At 57.7% G+C, this 17,736-nt stretch carries 18 protein-coding genes; 5 read left to right on the top strand and 13 right to left on the bottom strand.

What is annotated here, in order from left to right; translation table 11 throughout:
* Positions 1 to 2,478, top strand: a complete 2,478-nt coding sequence (locus C0V73_RS22095) for a conjugal transfer protein TraA (RefSeq protein ID WP_102022181.1) — start codon at positions 1 to 3, stop codon at positions 2,476 to 2,478.
* 6 nt (positions 2,479 to 2,484) lie between these two features.
* On the top strand, positions 2,485 to 2,697 hold the full coding sequence (locus C0V73_RS22100) for a hypothetical protein (RefSeq protein ID WP_102022182.1): 213 nt from the start codon (positions 2,485 to 2,487) through the stop codon (positions 2,695 to 2,697).
* A 7-nt stretch (positions 2,698 to 2,704) separates the two neighbouring features.
* Here C0V73_RS22100 and C0V73_RS22105 read toward each other — a convergent pair whose 3' ends face one another.
* From C0V73_RS22105 to C0V73_RS22165, 13 genes are read right to left on the bottom strand one after another with little or no spacing between them, the layout of a single operon-like run.
* Positions 2,705 to 4,792, bottom strand: coding sequence for a type IV secretory system conjugative DNA transfer family protein (locus C0V73_RS22105; RefSeq protein ID WP_102022183.1), 2,088 nt, complete (start codon positions 4,790 to 4,792; stop codon positions 2,705 to 2,707).
* Positions 4,789 to 5,811, bottom strand: a complete 1,023-nt coding sequence (gene virB11, locus C0V73_RS22110) for a P-type DNA transfer ATPase VirB11 (RefSeq protein ID WP_102022184.1) — start codon at positions 5,809 to 5,811, stop codon at positions 4,789 to 4,791. The genes C0V73_RS22105 and virB11 overlap by 4 nt, the downstream gene beginning before the upstream one ends.
* Entirely contained in the window at positions 5,792 to 7,003 is a 1,212-nt protein-coding gene (gene virB10 / locus C0V73_RS22115; RefSeq protein WP_102022185.1) for a type IV secretion system protein VirB10, read from the bottom strand. The genes virB11 and virB10 overlap by 20 nt, the downstream gene beginning before the upstream one ends.
* Complete coding sequence (gene virB9 / locus C0V73_RS22120) at positions 7,003 to 7,815, bottom strand: P-type conjugative transfer protein VirB9 (protein WP_127625913.1); 813 nt, start codon at positions 7,813 to 7,815, stop codon at positions 7,003 to 7,005. Before virB9 ends, virB10 begins: the two co-directional genes overlap by 1 nt.
* Positions 7,812 to 8,504: a type IV secretion system protein gene (locus C0V73_RS22125; RefSeq protein ID WP_037093755.1), complete on the bottom strand. Its 693-nt coding sequence runs from the start codon at positions 8,502 to 8,504 to the stop codon at positions 7,812 to 7,814. Before C0V73_RS22125 ends, virB9 begins: the two co-directional genes overlap by 4 nt.
* A gap of 33 nt (positions 8,505 to 8,537) precedes the next feature.
* Positions 8,538 to 9,566 carry a type IV secretion system protein gene (locus tag C0V73_RS22130; protein ID WP_102022186.1) on the bottom strand — a complete coding sequence of 343 codons (1,029 nt, stop codon included), beginning with the start codon at positions 9,564 to 9,566 and terminating at the stop codon, positions 8,538 to 8,540.
* A 4-nt stretch (positions 9,567 to 9,570) separates the two neighbouring features.
* Complete coding sequence (locus tag C0V73_RS23360; protein ID WP_102022187.1) at positions 9,571 to 9,807, bottom strand: hypothetical protein; 237 nt, start codon at positions 9,805 to 9,807, stop codon at positions 9,571 to 9,573.
* Complete coding sequence (locus tag C0V73_RS22140; RefSeq protein ID WP_102022188.1) at positions 9,800 to 10,498, bottom strand: type IV secretion system protein; 699 nt, start codon at positions 10,496 to 10,498, stop codon at positions 9,800 to 9,802. Before C0V73_RS22140 ends, C0V73_RS23360 begins: the two co-directional genes overlap by 8 nt.
* A gap of 14 nt (positions 10,499 to 10,512) precedes the next feature.
* Positions 10,513 to 11,604 (bottom strand): lytic transglycosylase domain-containing protein, encoded by a 1,092-nt coding sequence (locus C0V73_RS22145; protein ID WP_102022189.1) that lies wholly within the window; start codon positions 11,602 to 11,604, stop codon positions 10,513 to 10,515.
* Positions 11,601 to 14,060, bottom strand: coding sequence for a VirB4 family type IV secretion/conjugal transfer ATPase (locus tag C0V73_RS22150; RefSeq protein WP_102022190.1), 2,460 nt, complete (start codon positions 14,058 to 14,060; stop codon positions 11,601 to 11,603). The genes C0V73_RS22145 and C0V73_RS22150 overlap by 4 nt, the downstream gene beginning before the upstream one ends.
* 3 nt (positions 14,061 to 14,063) lie before the next feature.
* Positions 14,064 to 14,363 (bottom strand): VirB3 family type IV secretion system protein, encoded by a 300-nt coding sequence (locus C0V73_RS22155; RefSeq protein WP_081950740.1) that lies wholly within the window; start codon positions 14,361 to 14,363, stop codon positions 14,064 to 14,066.
* Positions 14,363 to 14,710, bottom strand: a complete 348-nt coding sequence (locus tag C0V73_RS22160; RefSeq protein WP_102022191.1) for a TrbC/VirB2 family protein — start codon at positions 14,708 to 14,710, stop codon at positions 14,363 to 14,365. The genes C0V73_RS22155 and C0V73_RS22160 overlap by 1 nt, the downstream gene beginning before the upstream one ends.
* Before the next feature lie 10 nt (positions 14,711 to 14,720).
* Entirely contained in the window at positions 14,721 to 15,695 is a 975-nt protein-coding gene (locus C0V73_RS22165) for a lytic transglycosylase domain-containing protein (RefSeq protein ID WP_102022192.1), read from the bottom strand.
* 159 nt (positions 15,696 to 15,854) lie between these two features.
* On the opposite strand from C0V73_RS22165, the gene C0V73_RS22170 reads away from it, so the two are divergent.
* Genes C0V73_RS22170 through C0V73_RS22180 form a run of 3 tightly spaced genes read left to right on the top strand, consistent with a single transcriptional unit; the run spans position 15,855 to position 17,697 of the window.
* A complete protein-coding gene (locus C0V73_RS22170) occupies positions 15,855 to 16,463 on the top strand; it encodes a hypothetical protein (RefSeq protein WP_102022193.1) in 609 nt (202 codons plus the stop codon).
* Complete coding sequence (locus C0V73_RS22175; protein ID WP_102022194.1) at positions 16,460 to 16,996, top strand: thermonuclease family protein; 537 nt, start codon at positions 16,460 to 16,462, stop codon at positions 16,994 to 16,996. Before C0V73_RS22170 ends, C0V73_RS22175 begins: the two co-directional genes overlap by 4 nt.
* Positions 16,993 to 17,697 carry a thermonuclease family protein gene (locus tag C0V73_RS22180; protein WP_102022195.1) on the top strand — a complete coding sequence of 235 codons (705 nt, stop codon included), beginning with the start codon at positions 16,993 to 16,995 and terminating at the stop codon, positions 17,695 to 17,697. Before C0V73_RS22175 ends, C0V73_RS22180 begins: the two co-directional genes overlap by 4 nt.
* Positions 17,698 to 17,736: the final 39 nt, after the last annotated feature.

Raw genomic sequence — 17,736 nt, forward strand, 5'->3', positions numbered from 1 at the left:
GTGGAGTTCTTTTTCGGCACTTTCACAAGCGAATGGGAGCAAAGGCGCGCGGCGCTATTGCATGAAATGACGCTCGGCGGCCGTGGGAGCGCTGTCGAGGAAGAGCTTGAGAAGAGACTGAAGAATCTGCAGCACCAGGTTGGGATGTCTAAAGGCGGGTCGGGATCTAGGGGAGGGGTAAGGACTTCGGCATTCAACATGTCATCGCCTTCGAGGACGATAACTGCCGGTTCGGGTGCTATGCGATCAATGGACGTTCGTCTTGCGAGCGTTGCCAAAGGGAGCCAGCCCGCCGTGGTCAAACTGGCTTCTTACGGTGGTGGCGCCCGCGTCGGCTCGATGCTCAACTATGTTTCCAGAGGGGGGGAGCTGAAGGTTGAGAACGAGAACGGCGAGACGTTGCGTGGCCGTGAGGAGCTGGCGCGTCTCCGTGGCGATTGGGATCACCTTTTCCAAAACAGGACCGAGAGCCGCGATATCGGCGCGTTTAGCGTCGAGGTGAGCGTTTCCGGCGGCTCGAACCCGCATGAGCAGGTGCGGGACATTCTCAGCAGTGGCTTTGGTGATCGACGGTACGCTTACTCTGTCGAAACCCGAAACGATGGATCGCTGAAGGTCGAGGGCTATGTTGTGTTGCGCAGCGGGCAGGGCGAGCGGCTGACGGCTGACGCGAAGGCGGCCGCCATCGTTCAGGAGCGTTTCCACGCCAGCGCCGTTGCGAAAGAGGCCCCCGCGGCTTTCTCGTTCACAGGCTATGGCAACGGCGTGGAATTTGGCGCTGCCAAGTTGCGAGACCTGATCGCGCAGCGGAACGACGTTCGAGACGAACAGGGACGTTCGATTGCCGATGACAAGGCTGCGGGCGACCTGGTGCAAAAGGAATGGCGGGATGAGCTGCACAGCCGCAAGAGCCGTGACGTGATGCACGTGATCATGTCGGCGCGTGCCGGCACGGATGCTGTCGCTTTCGAAGGAGCTGTTCGCGACTTCCTGGCTGAGCAGTTTGCGGGCCATCGGTACGTTTTCGCTATGCACGATCCGGAGAGCGATCCGAAAGAAGCAGGGGAGGGGGGCAAGCGGCCCCATGTTCATGCTCATGCCATCGTTACCATGCGTTCGGAATCGGGCGACCGGATCGAGACGACTCCGGCCACCTTCCGGCAATGGCGTGTGGTCATGGCCGAGAAGGCGCGTGACCACGGCATCAATATGGAAATGACCGATCGGCGAGAGTTCGCCACGCCGCCAGCCTTTACGCGGAATCAGGTGCGCGCCGTCAAGCATGACGGTCGAACCGAGCATGTCGGCACCAGCGATCCGGCGCAGGCGCGATATGACGCAAAGCGAGCTGGTCGGCGCGTGGTGGCGACGAGCCAGAGAAGCCGCCAATACATCCTAAAGGCGCAGGAGACCTGGCAGAAGATTGCAGTCAACGCCGGCGACACAGTGGTTGCGGCCTACGCCGCTCAGCATCGCTCCTATCTGGAAAACGGCCTTGCCCAAACGGATCAATCGCCTGCTGGTGCAGTCATTCATGCAGATTTCGGCGGTGATTACCGCTCCAATATGGTAGCAATCAGAGACATGTTGTCGGAGGCAAAGGACATGCGCGAGCAGACACGCCCAGAGTTCGAAGCGTACGAGAAGACGGTTGAAACGGCTCTATTCAACCTTCAGCGCAGCGCTCTCCCAGAGGACCGGTCAGGCTTCGAAGAGGTTTCCTCCCTCGCTCGCGAGATCGTCGATCTGCGCAGGCAGATGCTCGAAATGAAGGAGCGTGGGCTTGATGAGCAGGATGGTCGAAACGCTGCTGGCGACGTCTCCAGAGAAAGTGGTGCCGCGCCGGAAAGAACGGCATCTGAGGTGCAAGAGCAGACGAATGCTAACCTCCAGTGGGAGGCAGCTGTTGCCAAGCATGGAGAGGCTGTCGTTGAGGCTGGTCACGATGCGATGGCAAATGTGGAACACTATCGCTCCGGCCTCGCCCATATCGAAGCTGGCGAGCTCGGAGACGAAAACCGGGAGCAGTATGAGAAGGGCCTTGAGGCTTCGCTTCATCATGCAGCTCAACTCGCCGCTACCGGAAACGGCTATCTCCGGGATGTTGCCAACGAAGATCCGGAACTGCGCGCGGAGATCGAGACCATTGAACGCAATGAAGAGCGAGGGGACGAAAACAAGTCAAACAAGCAGCCGATAACAGCGGATACTGCCGACGATCGCCAACGCGATCTCAGGGTGGATCTGGAAGAGGAACGTCCGATCGGGCAAGCGGAGCGTGAGGCTCACCAGCTCGCTGAGACGGTGGACGCTACTCAGAGGCAGCAGAAAAGTGTAAACAGAGACAGGGAAGCGGCCAAGCAGGGCGGCGAGACCACGCGGACTGATCCCGCGCAACAGCACATTCCTCGTCTCGAGGAGTTGGAGCGTGAACAGGTTGAACAGAGGGAGCGTAATCGGGACGACCGTGATCGCTAAAGTGTCATGCAGGACGGTAATCAGAACACCTACCTGGTGGAAGTAAACGACCCCAAGTCTGCCGATATCGTCGGCAAGATGATGGTGTGGGGCATGGTCTGCGTTGGGATCCTCGCGATCCTGATCAAGGTCTACGGGACCGTGATCGGCTGGTATCATGCTTCTATGGCTTGGCTAACAGAGGCGGGTCAGTACGCGTCGAGCTTCTGGCCCTTCTGAACCTGAATTAGCGACCGGCCTGTTCCATGATTGGATCAGGAACGGTCGCTGCGAATAGCTCTTCCAAGCTCTTCCTCTTGCGCGGTGATTTGCCTTCGGCTTCCCGTTCGACGACCTCCCTAAGGCGACTAACCCGATCATTGTGCGCTTTTTCGATGTCGTTCTCTGAGACAGGTGTTGTGCGCTTTTGGGGAGCGGGCACAGCTGCCTTTGCAGGTTCCGGAGTGCCCCCGGCGCTGACCTTCTTACTGGCCAAGGCGGAGGGATTCACAACGCGAGCGGGCGAGGTGGAGGGCGCTGGCTCTTGCGGAGCCTCCTCCTGGACAGGCGCCCGCGGCTCCTCCGCTTTCGCCTCAGACGCAGGCTTTATCGCTTCCGCTTGTTCAGCCTGCTCCTGGCCTGCGTTGGCATATGCTGGCGTGGTCGCTGGAACAAGTTTAGGTGGCAGGTAATCGACAGTTGGAACGGTCGGTATGTGCGTCTGAGAATAGGCCTCCGCCTCCTTGAAGGGCTGCGTCTTAAAGAAGCGCAGCTTCTCTCCAAAGATTGGCCGCTGCCCCTCCACCAGCAAGATCATCTTGTTCTCGGGCATCTGGCGCACTTCCTGCGGCATCATCAGGTCCCGATCGCGAATTTGCTCGACCTTTGTTCGGCGCGGGAGGCCCATAAGCTCGATAGTGCGCGATTCAGACTGATATCGGATGGTTCTCTTGCCAAGCGCGCGGGAAGCATACTCTGCCGTGGCCTGATCATTGGCACCAAGGATGAGCTGATAGCCGCAGTTGCCAAGGAGCGAATGTCGGGACGTCTCACCATAGATCTCATCCAGGTTCTTCAGGTCCTGGATGATGAAGGCGAGCTTGATCTTATAGCCGGCCACATAGGGCAGCTTCGTCATGATCTCGTCCATGCGCTTCAGCTGGCGAAACTCATCCAGCAGAAAATAGACCGGCACGGAGTTGGGATCATGCTCAAGTGTGAGTATGTCCATCACCTGTTGAACGAATAGCGTCAGCAGCGGCCTAAGAAGCGTGATGTCGGTGATGTTCGGGGCAAGGTAGATTGTGATGGGGCGACGCTTCATGGATCGAAGGTCCATGTCGGTCATGTTCGTTGCGGCCACAACGCGTTCGTTCTTGAACGGCCTCATCGCCTTCTGGATATCAAGCAGTGCCGAGGCCGCGGCCCGATCCGAGAGAGACAGGTAGGAATTGAAACTCTCCATCGTGAACTTCGACAGGTATGGCTCCTTCTCCTTGATGTACTTCATCAAGGCCTGCAGATCGGTCCCGCTGTTGAAGAAGGAGTTGATCTCGCCGAGGTTCCTGCGCCCTTTGTAGAAGGGGCTTTCGAGAACATAGCTGATGGCGCCGGCGAGAACCTGTTGAGCTGTGGCCTGCCAAACTGAATTCTCGGATTCGGTGTTTTCCGGTACAAGAATGCTGGCGATATTTTGAATGTCAGTCGTGCGATTGCCTCGCTCCGGACGAACGAAATCCAAGGGATTATAGCTGTTGGTCGTCTCGGAACCCGGCGCGAACAGGAAGACCTGGCTGCCGTTGCGCTTCCGATAGCCGGCGGTTGCCTTGTAGACCTCGCCCTTCAGATCCGTGACGATCATAGAGCCTTCGTGCATGAGAGCGTTGGGGATGACGTAGCCCGCGCCCTTACCGGATCGCGTCGGGCCAATAATGAGGTGGTGGCGATCGTCATACGCGCGGAGGACGTTGCTCCCGATGCGGCCGAATATGTGACCTCGTCTGCCAAACCACTTCCCGCGCCGAAGGGTTGCGAGGTCCTGAAAGGCTGCATCCCCCAATGGATTGCTGGTAGGTTTGAGCCCAAGATAAGCAATGAGGCCTGATACGAGCAGCGCGGGCACTACAGAGCCGAGCGCGACTTTTTGAAGGGAAGGGGAGGAGCTATAGGCCCAGAACTGCTGAATTGGCGCGAATGGGTTTGAGGTGATTGTCGCCTCGAGGATCCTACCGTCACCGTAGAAGAGCTGAAGCCCCGCCCCGTACGCCAGCATCCAGACTGCAAATGCGATCAACAGGCAGAAGAACAGATAGAAGGCCTGTAGCCCCTTACTCATGATGCATCCCGTGCGAAGTAGATTTCGGAAACCCCGCGCTTGCCGCCTTCCCGCCTGAGCTGGATCACGATCGGAATGACCATTTGGATGTAGGACATCAGATCCTGCTTGGAGTAGCCGGCGGACATGCCGGACTGCTGCATCATCATGGCGAGCTGTTCATAGGCGCCGAGCGGCGTATCGGCGTGTACTGTCGACATGCTGCCCGGGTGGCCTGTGTTGATGGCGCGAAGGAATGAAAAGGCCTCAGCTCCACGAATTTCGCCAACAAAGAGGCGATCCGGCCGCATTCGAAGCGCCGATTCAAGGAGGTTCTGAATCGTCACGTTTGCGGTACCTTGCCCACCCTTGGATGCGATCAGGTGGACCGCGTTCTTCTGTGGTGGGAATAGCTCACGAGTATCTTCAAGCGTCAGGATCCGCTCATTCACGTCTACAGAGTTGAGGCAAGCGTTCAGAAACGTGGTTTTTCCCGACGACGTGCCGCCACTGATCAGGATCGAAACTCGCTTCGTGATGGCCGTATGGATGAAGTCGTAGATCTTCTCTGCGCGCAGATAGGCGACCAGCTCCCGATCCACGTCGCTTAGGCCCCCGACAGCAACCGAGACTTTGTCGAGAGAACCGTTGTCTCGATAGTCCTGCAGAGAGAAATTCTGCACAACCTGCTTACGGATCGTGATCGACCCACCGTCGGGTGCCGCGGGCGGCAAGACGACCTGGATACGTTCGCCGGTCGGCAGTGCTGCGCTAAGGATCGGATTAGCGGCGTTGAGGAACTGCTTTGTCGCTGCGGCAACCCGCTCGCCAATGTTCTCGATCTCCCGTGCCGTCAGAGCATCGATTTCATGATGCTCCATGTGATCAGCGCCGAAGCGCTCAACATAGACTTGGCCTGGCCGGTTCACCGCAATCTCAACCACCTTCGGGTCATCGAGAAATTGCCTGATGGGCTCCAGAGACCGGTTCAGGAAATAATGAGGATCATGAGCGGTCGTGTTACCTACCATAACGTTCACGTTTGATCTCCTTCATCGCTTCCGTGACAGGATCGTCGTACATGGCGCTGAAATCGAGGTCCTGGCGAACATAGACAAAGATCCGCTCGCCCTGCGGTACGCTGATCGTTGGCGGGATCCTCAGGTTTTCGGCAAGGACCGTGTTCGCCATGTCGCTGAAGGTCTGCGCGATCGTTTCTCGCGCCAATTCAGCACCTCGCTCAGTGTCATCGTTTCCGGAGCTGGAGTCGCTACCGTATCCGGTTAGATAGCTTGCACCGCCTCCGACGATCGACAGCAGGATTGATGCGCCAAAGCGCTCACGGAACTTGTTGTCGACATGACCCGTCAGGCCCGATCGCCCGAGGCTGTCCGTGCCAATGGAGTTCAAGCGCACCGACACGCCGTCATCCCGGATCAGCCTCGTCCACACGACAAAGACCCGCTTCTGCCCCCGCGTAACTTCGGACTGATATTCCCCGATCAGGCGTGTTCCTGTTGGGATCAGGACACGCCGCCCATCGAAGGAGTACACATCCTTGGATGTGATGGCCCGGACCTGGCCCGGAAGGTCGCTGACGATCGCCGTTTCCAAGATGCCGGGGATCAGCGTGCCCTCTGGGATCATGGCGTCGATGCGCTCAATCTGCCGGGCCTTGGCGGAACGGTCACCGATCGCACTCGCTGAGGACAGGTACTGGCTGTTGCGATCCTCGCCAGCGACGGTCAAAGGCGTGCCGCTGTTCGAGCCATCGAGCGAACCATTCGCGGATCCTCCCAGGTTCTGGTCAAGCGTGATTAGCTTTGACCGAAATCGCTCCGGAAACACCTCTTCGGCGGGCGGGGGGGCGCTCGCCGGTTGAGCTACTTCGGGCGGGGGAGGCACGTTGAATTCAGTGACGTCCACCGGCGGAGCTAGCGGCGGAGGAGGCGGAGGTGGAAGTTCCAAGACAGGCTGTTCGGGTGGTGGGGGAGTGGGTTCTCCATCGCGCACGAAACCGGGCGGCCGGAAGGTCGTGGTACGGAACTCCTCCTCACTTTGCGGGCTTTCAGGCGGGCTTTCTCCGGACGTCGCGAGCACCAGGTACGCGGCGAAGACGCCAGCCAGCAAAAGGGCGGCCATGCCGACCGTTTGATTGCGCTTCACGTTTCGATTGCTGATTTCGGCCTCGTCGGCCGCCGCCATTGCGTCGAGTTCAGGGCTGCGCTTCATTAGTTGCCGCTCCTCCTGCGTTTGCTGGCATCAGGATCCGGTTTCGGAGCCATGATGTCAGGATCAGGTGCTGCAAAGTCCGGCTTGCGGAGGTTGAAAATGCACGTCCACTGGTTTCCGTCCCGGAGCGTGTATTGCGTGGCTACGCCGTCAACGACGATGTATTCGCCTTCCTTGCGGAAGTTTCGCAGGGTCTCGGAGAAGTCGGATTGAACGGCAAAAATGGCCGGCACGGTCCCTCGGCCGAACTTGAAAAAGGTCTTCTTTCCGTCATCGAAGACCATTGTCGGCTTCAGCGCCGCGTCGCCCGAGAAAGAGTAGTCAATATTGACGTTCGCTTTGTCGATGCTCGAAATGTTCGGGTTGGCTGCCCGAAACTCAGCCTCCTTCCGCAGAGACTCGTTCAGGTTCTTCTCCGGATAAACGAAGCGAATGCCGAAGACCTTTTTCCCTGCTTCTGGTGCATAGTCGTTGAGCTCAAGGAAGTAGATCCTCTTTGAGGTCACCACGTTCATGTTTGTGGAAACGTCCTTGGCTATCGGCTTGACGAAAAGGATGTTGCCCTTTTCGGACGGGGCAACCTGCCAACTGTCGGTGTCGCCAAGCGAGATCGTCTCAAACTTCTCATCTTCGTCGAAGATGATCATCGTTGAGATGCCGTAGGTCGCAGACACCTTCACGACGTTGTTCGGCTGATAGACGACACTGGTCACACGCGCATCCAGACTGCCGGGGCGCGGCTGTTGCGCCGCATAGGCGTGAGTCATCGTGAGAGCGGCGATCGACGCCGCCAGAGGCAAGCCATATTTCACTGCTGGCCTCCCGAGGTCACCGTTTCCTGATCACGGCGGTAGTCATACACCTGGAAGCCCAACGGGTTTTCGAAGCGCCATTCGTTGCGCTCAGGCGTATCCGTGTAGCGATAGCGAACGATAGAGATGAAATGGCGCGTGATGACGTCTGAATCAGAGCGCTCATGCGTCGAGAACCGGACGAGCGCCGTTGTCGTGTTCGGGAAGGTGACAGACTTTATGTCGACGGTGATCGACTTATTTTTGCCGAGCCGGCGAGCTGGATTGTCAGGGTTCGCGGCACTCCATTGGGCCTGGAGGTCGCGCGCTGCGTCGCCGGTGGAGAGCAAAGCAGCAATTCCAAAGTTCTGCTCGATGGCAAAAGGATCATAGCCCTCGCGGGATCGAATGTAACGGACGACATTCGCCTGAGTGACCGCCTGCTGATCGGTGATGTTCGATGTTCGGGTCAGCCCTGTCTTGACCTCAATATAGCCAGTGTTCTTGTCGACCTCGACAATGTACGGCTCGAAGCTCTTGAGGGGCACGAGCATCACCAATGCGGAGAGCGACAGGATCGTGATGCCGCCGAAGATCAGCGTAATCAGCCAAGCGAACGCCTTGGACCGTTTGGCCTTTTTGACGATCTCTTGTTCCCAACGGTCCCCATCCTGAAAATAGCTCCGGAGAGCATCGTTATTCTCTGCCATGTATCCTAGCCCTTAATTCCCGCCACCAGTTGCCTAGTTGGGCAGACTGTTGTTGGTAATTCTGTTTTGCATCGCTTCTGCTGCACCGGCGTTTTGGATGTTTTCCCTCATGCCGGCATGGGTTCTGGCGCGTGCGGCCATTCCTATTTCTCCAGCCCTCCCGGCTACAGAACGTGTCGCGGTCAAAGCTCGTGCCGGCAGTGCAACACCGGTCGCGTAGCCAACCGATCGAGCGATCTGCCCAACGCCCGTTGCCACGCCCCCGGTAATTCCCTGGGCGAGAGTTTGAATGTTGAAGAGGACAAAAGCGCCAGCCGCACAGATCAGGACGAAAGCCGAGATATCGTCTAGCTGGATCTCGTTCGCGGATGCTGCCGCTGCGACCTTCTGCAGTTCAGCGTCCATGGTCGTGATGAGAAAGGCGGCGACGACGTAAACGAAGAGCGGAATGATCGCGTACGTCAAAACCTGCTGGAACCAAGCCATTCCGTACTGGCGTGTGGAATCAAACAATAGGCAGGCGATAAAGATCGGTGCAGTGCCAAGCAGCACCCACATCATCACCTTCGCGAGCACGAGGATGGCAAGCGCAACGGCAATGAACAGCCCAACCGCCAGCATGATCAGGAACCCTACAAGGCCCGGGAGAATGGCGAAGTAGCCTGACTGCTCCGCGAATGCGGCTGCTGCCTCATTGGCCGTCTCCCAAATCATGGAGAGGCCGTCTGTCGGCTCAGTTATCCCGGTACTGCTAGCCGTCAGGAGCGCCCGCCCCACGTCTTCCGGCGTGTTGTTCAGCCAGTCGTAAAAGAAGAGTTGGAAGTTGCCCCACTGATCGATGAAGGCGACGATAAGCATCATCCGCACGACCCGGCCGACGATCTCGGCGACGCTCACTCGCGCGGTCCCCAAGACGAGTTGAAGTCCGTAATAGGCGACGTAGGCAATAAGCATGAGCGTCAGCAAGGGCATGATCTCGTCGCCAACGACCTCATAAGCCCGCTCCGAGAAATTCCGCCCTGCATCTTCAAGAGCCTCAAGCAGGCCGCCTAGAAAGTTCATGGGGTCACTGCTTTCCGCTTGCAGCGAAGGCGTCGATCGCCGTTAGCGCTTCCGATGGGTTGCCATTCACGCTGGTCATTGGGCCACATTCCTGTCGCGGATCCTCGGCGTAGGATGTGAGGTTTGCCGGCCTCTTGCATGGTGCAGTCTTCTCTTTCGGAGTACCGGCGCAGCCAGTTACGCCGGCAGCAACCAGAACGGAGAGGAGCACAAAGCCTTTCACTCGAAATGTCTTAGTCACCGTAGGTCAGCGCCTTCTTGGTATTGGAGATGTCGACAAGGCGGCGCTGGTTTTGAGCCTGCAGGGAGCCGACCGCCCCATTCATCACGCCAATCATCTCGTTGATCGTCAGACCGGTTTGAACCTGCAGCTGCGTGTTCTGATCGATGGACCCTTTGATGTCTTGGGCCTGGCCGATCTGCTGACCTGCCTGCTGGAATGCCTGTGTTCGCGACTGAACGGCCTGTTGCGAGCCGGTGACTAGGGCAGCAACTCCAAGGACGGTCTTCATCATCTCTTCGTAGGACTTGTCGCCGGAGAACGTGCTGTCCGCCTTGCCAGACAAGTTCTTTACCAGCTGAAGACCGTTGATGAAGGTGGTGGCAATCTGGCCGATGTCACCGCTCATGCTGCCGAAGTTCGGGACTCCGCCCTGCATGAGGCTGTCGAGTGACGGCATCTGAGAAACGCTGAACCCTTGACCAACGGCGAGGTTCTGCATCGGATTTGAAACGCTCCCGCGATCCCCCGTGACGGCTTTAAGCGTCTCTTCTACCGTCTTCAGAACCTCCTTGTTCGTATCCAGGATCTGATCGGTCGTCTGAGAGGTTTCCGTTGCAATCTTCAGGTTGGCGCTGTCGATCACGGGAACCTGTGCATGCGCAGTAGACGCCATCGCTAGCGAAAACGCAGTCAGAAATGCTCTTTTCATGGCCGTTCTCCTTGTCATTCGGCGCTCAACATCAGCTTCATGTCAGCCTCTGGTTCGAGTTTTCGAACGCAGGCCTGTTCCTCCGGATTCCACTCAAGCTGCAGTTCCTTGTCGCAGAGGTCAGCTACCTCGCGATCGTCTTCCTCCTCGTCTCGCTTGTAGTCGCTGGACCGCGAAGACCCCGAGAGCCCGCCCACATCAAGTGCATTTTGAGAATTCATAAGCTCCGCCATCGTTGTTCCGAGGCGGATAACCTGGTTCATCATTTCGAGGTTCGCATTGCGTGCGCCGGAATTGTGGTCCCAGCTGTCTTGGATCGTGCCGCTTTCCATCTGGCCGAGTTGCTGAAGCCATGACGCGACGTTCCCGCTGTTTTCGGAAATCGACTGGCTGGTTGCCATTGAGTTGATCGTTGCGTCTCTCGCACCTGAAAAGCCCGACGTGCCTCCGCCGAAGTTTTCGGGGATGTTCGAAACATCAGAGCCTCCAAACTGAGGCATCCATTTGCCTTTGATCGCGGCGACATAGCCCTGCGTCTCCTTGAACGGAGGGATGCCGCCATACTTGCGGACGTTGCCTGGCCCCGCGTTGTACGCGGCGAGCGCAAGGTTGGTATTGCCGTTGAAGGTGCGGAGCTGCTGCTTCAGGTAGCGTGCGCCGCCGCGAAGGTTATCCTCGATATCGTGAGGATTCACGCCAAGATCCTTGGCTGTGCCCGGCATCAGTTGCGACAAGCCCATAGCGCCGACAGGCGACTTTGCGCAGGGATTGAACCGGCTCTCCTGGTAGACGAGAGACATGAAGAGGGTTTCGTCTACCCCTTCCTCACGCGCCACTCGCTTCACGAGCCCGACAATCTCCGGATTGGCTTGTGCTGCCGAGGGGGCGTCACCTCCGCGCCCCGGCCGGTACATCGAGCAGGTGACGCTCTTGCTCACGGAGTGCCGGCGACTGTCTGTTTCCTCGATCTGCTTCGTCGTTTCATTGCGCACCGCATCTGTTGAAGTGAGGGCGCCATCCGTAACAGGAACCTGCGAGGAGGCGGGGGGCGCTGTTCCACAAGCCAAGGCTGCAACCAGCAGCGTTAGAGTCCGACTGTTTCTCATTCGGCCTTCTCCCATCCGCAGAATTTCGCCAACCAGTTTTCGGGTTCGTCTCCGTACTGCTCGCGAAGTGCCGCGCACTCCTCGATCGTCTCCTTGCGTCCTGAAAGCACCTTCACGAGATCCGGCATTGTCGACAGATCGAGACGCGCAATGACAGAGTCGTTGCCATGCTTAATCAGGAAGGTTCTCTTTTCAGGAGGCGTGTTCTTGATGAACTTGAACTCCTTCACCGTCAGGCCGAAGCGCTTGATGTAGCTCTCTTCGTCAGCCCGTGGGTTCGGGAAGTGGATGTTGGTCGCCGATTGTTCAATGAGCGTGTGCGACGCTTTGGATTTGGTAATGTCAGCAGCCGACTGCGTACCAAAGCCCACGATGCCGTTGAGCTTTCGGATCGTCTTCATCTTGTCGACAATGAAGGCGCTGAAAGTGTCATCCATCAACAGCTGCCAGCCTTCATCCATGAAGAACATGACGGGGTTACCGTCCAGCAGCTCATCCAGCCGATGGTAAAGATACATCAGCGCAGGGGTTCTTAGCTCCTCGTTTCCGAGGATGTTGGTCATATCAAAGCCAAAGACGCTGTGACCCGAGAAGGACAGGACGTCATGGGGCGCGTTGAACAGCCAGGCTTTTTCGCCTTCGATCCAAGGGCGAAGCCGCGAGTATAGATCGTTGGCATCGGCCTTGGACCGCCCCATCAAGAGGCCGGCAAGATTCGGGAGGTTCCGCTGAGCTGCCGGCTCCTGCATGATCCGGACGATTGCCTTTTCCAGCGTGTCCTCGTCCTCTTGGCCGAAGTCGGTGCGACGATCGCCGCGCAGCATGGCCTTGAGCAGACGGACCAGAAATTCCCGGTTCTCGCCGGTGTTTTCCAGTTGCAGCGGGTTAAAGCCCGTGGGTGTTCCTGGAGACAGAACCTCGTAGGCTCCGCCAATCGCCCTGACGAAGATCTCAGCCCCCCGGTCCTTGTCGAAGAACACGGCGCGAGGCGTGGGTGAAACCCGCATCGCCTGAGCCAGCAGGAAGGTCAAACCTACGGTTTTGCCGGATCCTGTCGGACCAGTCACCGTGAAGTGCCCGATATCGCGACGGTGGAAGTTGAACCAGTAGGGGGTTTGTGAGGTCGTTTCCAGAATGGTGATCGGCAGGCCCCAATGGGTGCGATCCGCTTGTCCAGTCGCGAAATTATGCATCGAGGAAAGGCCGGAGAAGTTGGCGCTTGACAGCATGGCGATGCGGGAGATGTAGGAGCGGTTTCCCGGCAGCTGCGCCCAGAACGCCGCTTCAAGATTGAGATCCTCCCGGAGCCAGTTGATGTTCATGTCGGTGAGGCAAGCGCCAAGTTCCGACACGCAACGGCTCAATCCGTCGAGGTCCCGCGAAATGCACAGCAGCGAGAAGTGATGAAATCCAAAAACAGCCTCCTGATTAAGAAGGCTGTTGAGCGCATAGTCGATGTCGGACTCGACAGAGCTACCCGCTTCGTCGGAGGCCTTGATTTGGCGTTGAAGGCGACTGATCCGCTCTTGTGCAATCGGCTTGTCTGCAAGGGTGAAGGACTGCGTCAGGATGAACTCGTGGTTCACCTGCAGCAACCCGTCCAACATGCCGGGACCAGTGAATGGGGGATATTCTTTGATCGAGAGTAGAGCGGCATAGCGGCTGTCTTCTTCCACCGCCGCTTGTGCCTGCATAGTCCGCTTTGAAAAGTGAAGCCGTGAAGTGCCGACGTAATTGCGAATTCCCATGCGCGGAAGCCGCATCTTTCGCGGCACACCGCAGGTCAGGATCGTGTTGAAGAACTCGCAGGGCTCCGAATACGGATCGCCCTTAGCGTCTTCTCCATCGATGTCCTTTTTCGCGGTATCGTCCGATTTCTTGCGATACGTGATGCCAAGCGGCTTTGCGCCGTACTTGTGCAACTCTTTCACGATGTTCCCAACCAGCTCTTCAAGGTCGGTCACGTCTTCACGGGTCGCTTGGGCCCTGGCCTCCTTGTTCGAGCGTTCAAAGATCCGCTTCAGCGAGTCGCCGAGGCCAAGCGCCCCTTTCATGCCCGAACGCACGATCGTCAGGTAGATTTCGTTCGTGAACATCCGCTTCTTGCGAAGTTGGTCCATATAGCGATCGTTCAGGATCTCGCAGAAGGAGGAATCGAACGAACCGCCGGTTTCGGTCTCGACCTCACGACGGATTACAGTCGACCAAAGAGAATAGCGGCTCGAACCTAGTGCTCGGATCATGGTGTTCTGCACAACAGAACGCATGTTCAATTCGGCCTGGTCCTCCGTCTGGAAGAACAGTCCATCAAGCTTGATGACGCTGATCAGGGTTCCATTCTCGAGCCCGATGACCGTGTCAGACACATGCCGCATATAGGGGATGTGAACGGACATAGGCCGCTCGTTGCCGGCGACCTTCCCAAACCCAAGCTCTTCCTTGACGACTTTCAGCATCTACTATGGTCCGTATGAGTTGGTGCCCCAAAAGCGCTTGTTGGGGGTCCTTGGCGTCTTGCGGGACGTGACCTGCAGGACGTCGAGAATCTTGCTGTCCCAGGCACAAAGCGAGAAAAGGACAAGGTAGGCGGCTGGCGCGATCAGCAGTGCCGCCAGATGGTTCGTCACCAGCCACCCAATGATTGTCACGCCGATGATCAGGACGACCGCCATGTAGGGCACGCCCCATAGCGTCGGAGAACGGGTCAAGCCGATCACCAACGGCGTCAAAGCTGGCTTCTCGTCCTGAAAATCGCTCATCAGCTGCCGCCTACCGACGAAATCATCTGGTCAACGATGGCAGGGGCGCCGAACACGAGACCGATGCCAATGACAACGGCTCCGGCCGTGAACCACGAAAGCCTGCCGGCAAAGGCAAGGAAGCCGAGGCCAATCACGGCGATGATTGCCATCAGACGTCCGAAGGGGCCGGTGATGAAGTCAACGATCATCTGTACGGCTGTCTGAAGGGGGGCGAATGCACCGCCGCCGCCACCGCCAGCCTGTGCAAGCGCTTGATCAGCGCCTGCAACCTGCTGGGCTGCCACCAAGCCAATGACGGCTACTGCCTTCAATGCCCCGGAATGCCGGGAAACGACGTTCTTCATAGTTCTCTCCTTAAAAATGCATCACGCCGCCGACGAACTTGCCGGTCTTCTCCACAGCGATGACACCGGCATCGCTGGTGTTCTTTGCCGCCATGTCTCGGACGATCCCGCTCGCCTTCCGTTTGCCGGTTGGCATCGGTAGGCCAAGCTGGAAATTCACGACCTTTGCGACATAGCCGACGGTTTCTTGGAATGGCGGAACGCCGCCATATTCGTAGATGCGCCCCTCCCCGCTGTTGTAAGCGGCCGCGACCAGAAGCGGGTTCTGAAACTCATCGAGCAGGAAGCGGAGGTACTTCATCCCGCCCTCGATGTTTTGAGCGGGATCGCAAATGTCCTGAACACCGAAGCGAGCCGCCGTTTCGGGGATAAGCTGCATAGGTCCGCGTGCGCCTTTCGGTGAATTGCGGATCTCATCGAAGCGGCTTTCGGCCCAGGCAATCGCAACCGCGAAGCCCTCATCGACGCTGTATCGGCGCGCAGTGGATGCAACCAACGCTTTAATCTTGTCAGGTGACAGGGGCGACGGCCCGCACTCTTCAACGGGAGTTCCTGCCCCTAGATTTTCGGGGGTATCACTAGATCTAGTATCTAGAGTGGGAGTTTGGACAGGCTCAATGCGGCCGGTGGCGCGCTCCGAGACATCAAAATATGCGCTGACAGACGCATCAATGTGATGCCCTTTGGCGCCCGCGTCTTTCGACGCCGTTGCGCCCAATACTTCAGCTCCGCCCTTCGTGACAACACCGTTTGCACCAAGGACAAATTCCTTCTCCGATGTCTCGACACCGCTCCAGCGATCTTCGAAGTTCGTGACAAGAGATTCCTCGTTGATTGTCACAGAATCGTTGTAATCGCTGGAAATACGCCCTGTTGTGGCTAAGTCTTGTGACGCAGCAGTATTGGCCGCGAGCAGCACGGATAATGCTGCGCTAGTCAGGGTTCGCGGGCCTAGATACCCTGCATAGACAGTGTTTTTATCCATCGCACCCGCCCGTCAAACGGTGTTGTGATCGCCATGAAAACCGACTAGAGTTAATGCACGCATGATACCGATTTGATTCACTCTTACAAGTTTTCTGATCGGTGTTAAACCCTATTTTGCAGGGTCAACAATCGCACTACGGATGGTTAGGGCTAGAATATGAAACAGGCCATCATTCCTGCGCTTGTAAGTTGCGCATTGGCAACACAAGCGCTTGCCGCTCCTGCGGTGAACAAGGACTACATCAGGTCACTGGCGGCGCCGGGCAAGACGGTTCTTGTCGTCGAGTATTACGACGGGACCGGCAAAGTCGCTGATCGCAAAGGGTACGCCACTGCCAATGGCTTCAAGGCTATCTCGGCGACTGAGTTTCGCGTCGATGAAGCGACAACGTTGCATCTGTATGGCGTTCAGCCCTGCAGCGGCGATCTGGTCAATCGCGCAGAGGACTATTCCGGGACTTGCGAGGAGTTTGGTACGCAGCAGCTGCAAACGATGCTGCAGAGCCCCAAGGTTCTGTTCTGCAGGGCCTTCATCAGCGAGCAGACTGCCCCCGTTCAGGATGTCACTTGCTACGGCTACTATAACTATCCTGGAGCAATGGACACGGTTGATAATCTTGAGGAGCAGCTTCTGTCGTTAGGAGCGGTTCGCCTGACTAAGAAAGCTGATGGTTCATTCGAACGTCCTGATCTCACGGAGGCTCAGGAAATCGGCCAGAAGGGTTCCTACGGCATGTGGGCAGATCCTCGGGTGAAGGCGCAATGAAGCTTGCTGCTGCACTCGTCGCGACTCTACTGCCCTTTGCAGCCAATGCCGCACCTGAAGGGTACTTCGATCTTGCTCCCGGCATCACCCTGGAAACGGGGGACACCTGGATCTCGAACGGAGAACGGTTTCGTCTCTATGGCATCCAGTCCTGCTTGCGCGGCACTGCCTACACGGATGGTCAGGGCAACAAGAAGGATTGCGGCGAGGCATCGCTTGCGATGTTGGCTGCCTACATCAAGGACACCAAACCGATCTGTGCCCCCGTGGCGAAGCTTAACGGCATCTCATATGTCGTTTGTTACGCCACGGTTGGCAGCCAAAGGCTCGACCTCGCGCAGATCATGGTGACAAGCGGCTATGCATTCGCCGCCTTGAAGACCGATGGTCTCCCTTATCATGCCCCCTACGCCATAGCCGAGCAGCTTGCTCAGCAAAAGAAGGCCGGCCTTTGGCAATTCTCCGACGTTCAGCACCCTTCCATCCTGCTTAGTCGTGAGGCGAACCAGCGATCGAGGAGCGCCCAGCCATGAGAAACCGCCTTATCGTTGCTATCGCCGCAAGCTCTTTGGCCCTGCCGGCGTTTGCCGCCGATCCGATCTATCAGAACTGGCACGCCCTACGCGGTCAGGCTGCGCCTCCCGTTGCTGCTGCTGTTCGGTTGCCGACGTTCAAAGGGCCGGTAACCGTTCTCGACGGCCGAACGCTATGGTTCGGCACGCTTGGCAATGGCTATAAAGTAAGGTTGGCTGGCATCGACACCTGTGAGCTTCCTCAATGGGCTTTGAACCCAAAGTGGATCAACCGCGACAAGCAACAGGCTCCAACCCCCGTTCCATGCGGTCCCTTCGCCAAGGCCTGGCTGAAAAGGACTGTCGGAAACAGACCCACGACTTGCGTCGGTCTGGCCTACGCGAACGATGGGATACCCGTCGCACAATGCACGGCTAACGGTGTGGATCTCGCCGCCGAAATGCTGCGCGTCGGTTGGGCTCGTCTCGATTCCCCTTACATCAACGCCCAATATTACGCTTATCAGACCAACGCGATGGCCGCCCGGTATGGGATGTGGGGAACCTACGTGTTGGACATGAACGAATGGCGCCGCAAAGCTGTCGACAAGACGCTAGATCGGCATCCGATCGCCGACTTCAATCTATTGGCCGAGAGGAAAAGCGAGATCTCTCCTCCTTTTGCTGATGCGCGAAACAAGCCGAAGAGGACAGACCGATAGTTGCCAGACCTCGCACATATTGCGACCTCTCTCGCAACG

The organism is Rhizobium sp. TH135, from assembly GCF_002855515.1.
Classification (GTDB): domain Bacteria; phylum Pseudomonadota; class Alphaproteobacteria; order Rhizobiales; family Rhizobiaceae; genus Allorhizobium.

Coding starts and splice junctions, on each gene's coding strand:
- C0V73_RS22140 (WP_102022188.1), bottom strand. CDS start 10,498: ATGAAAAGAGCATTTCTGACTGCGTTTTCGCTAGCGATGGCGTCTACT.
- C0V73_RS22170 (WP_102022193.1), top strand. CDS start 15,855: ATGAAACAGGCCATCATTCCTGCGCTTGTAAGTTGCGCATTGGCAACA.
- C0V73_RS22145 (WP_102022189.1), bottom strand. CDS start 11,604: ATGAGAAACAGTCGGACTCTAACGCTGCTGGTTGCAGCCTTGGCTTGT.
- C0V73_RS22165 (WP_102022192.1), bottom strand. CDS start 15,695: ATGGATAAAAACACTGTCTATGCAGGGTATCTAGGCCCGCGAACCCTG.
- C0V73_RS22125 (WP_037093755.1), bottom strand. CDS start 8,504: ATGGCAGAGAATAACGATGCTCTCCGGAGCTATTTTCAGGATGGGGAC.
- C0V73_RS22150 (WP_102022190.1), bottom strand. CDS start 14,060: ATGCTGAAAGTCGTCAAGGAAGAGCTTGGGTTTGGGAAGGTCGCCGGC.
- C0V73_RS22160 (WP_102022191.1), bottom strand. CDS start 14,710: ATGAAGAACGTCGTTTCCCGGCATTCCGGGGCATTGAAGGCAGTAGCC.
- virB10 (WP_102022185.1), bottom strand. CDS start 7,003: ATGAAGCGCAGCCCTGAACTCGACGCAATGGCGGCGGCCGACGAGGCC.
- C0V73_RS22175 (WP_102022194.1), top strand. CDS start 16,460: ATGAAGCTTGCTGCTGCACTCGTCGCGACTCTACTGCCCTTTGCAGCC.
- C0V73_RS22155 (WP_081950740.1), bottom strand. CDS start 14,363: ATGAGCGATTTTCAGGACGAGAAGCCAGCTTTGACGCCGTTGGTGATC.
- C0V73_RS22100 (WP_102022182.1), top strand. CDS start 2,485: ATGCAGGACGGTAATCAGAACACCTACCTGGTGGAAGTAAACGACCCC.
- C0V73_RS22105 (WP_102022183.1), bottom strand. CDS start 4,792: ATGAGTAAGGGGCTACAGGCCTTCTATCTGTTCTTCTGCCTGTTGATC.
- C0V73_RS22130 (WP_102022186.1), bottom strand. CDS start 9,566: ATGAACTTTCTAGGCGGCCTGCTTGAGGCTCTTGAAGATGCAGGGCGG.
- C0V73_RS22180 (WP_102022195.1), top strand. CDS start 16,993: ATGAGAAACCGCCTTATCGTTGCTATCGCCGCAAGCTCTTTGGCCCTG.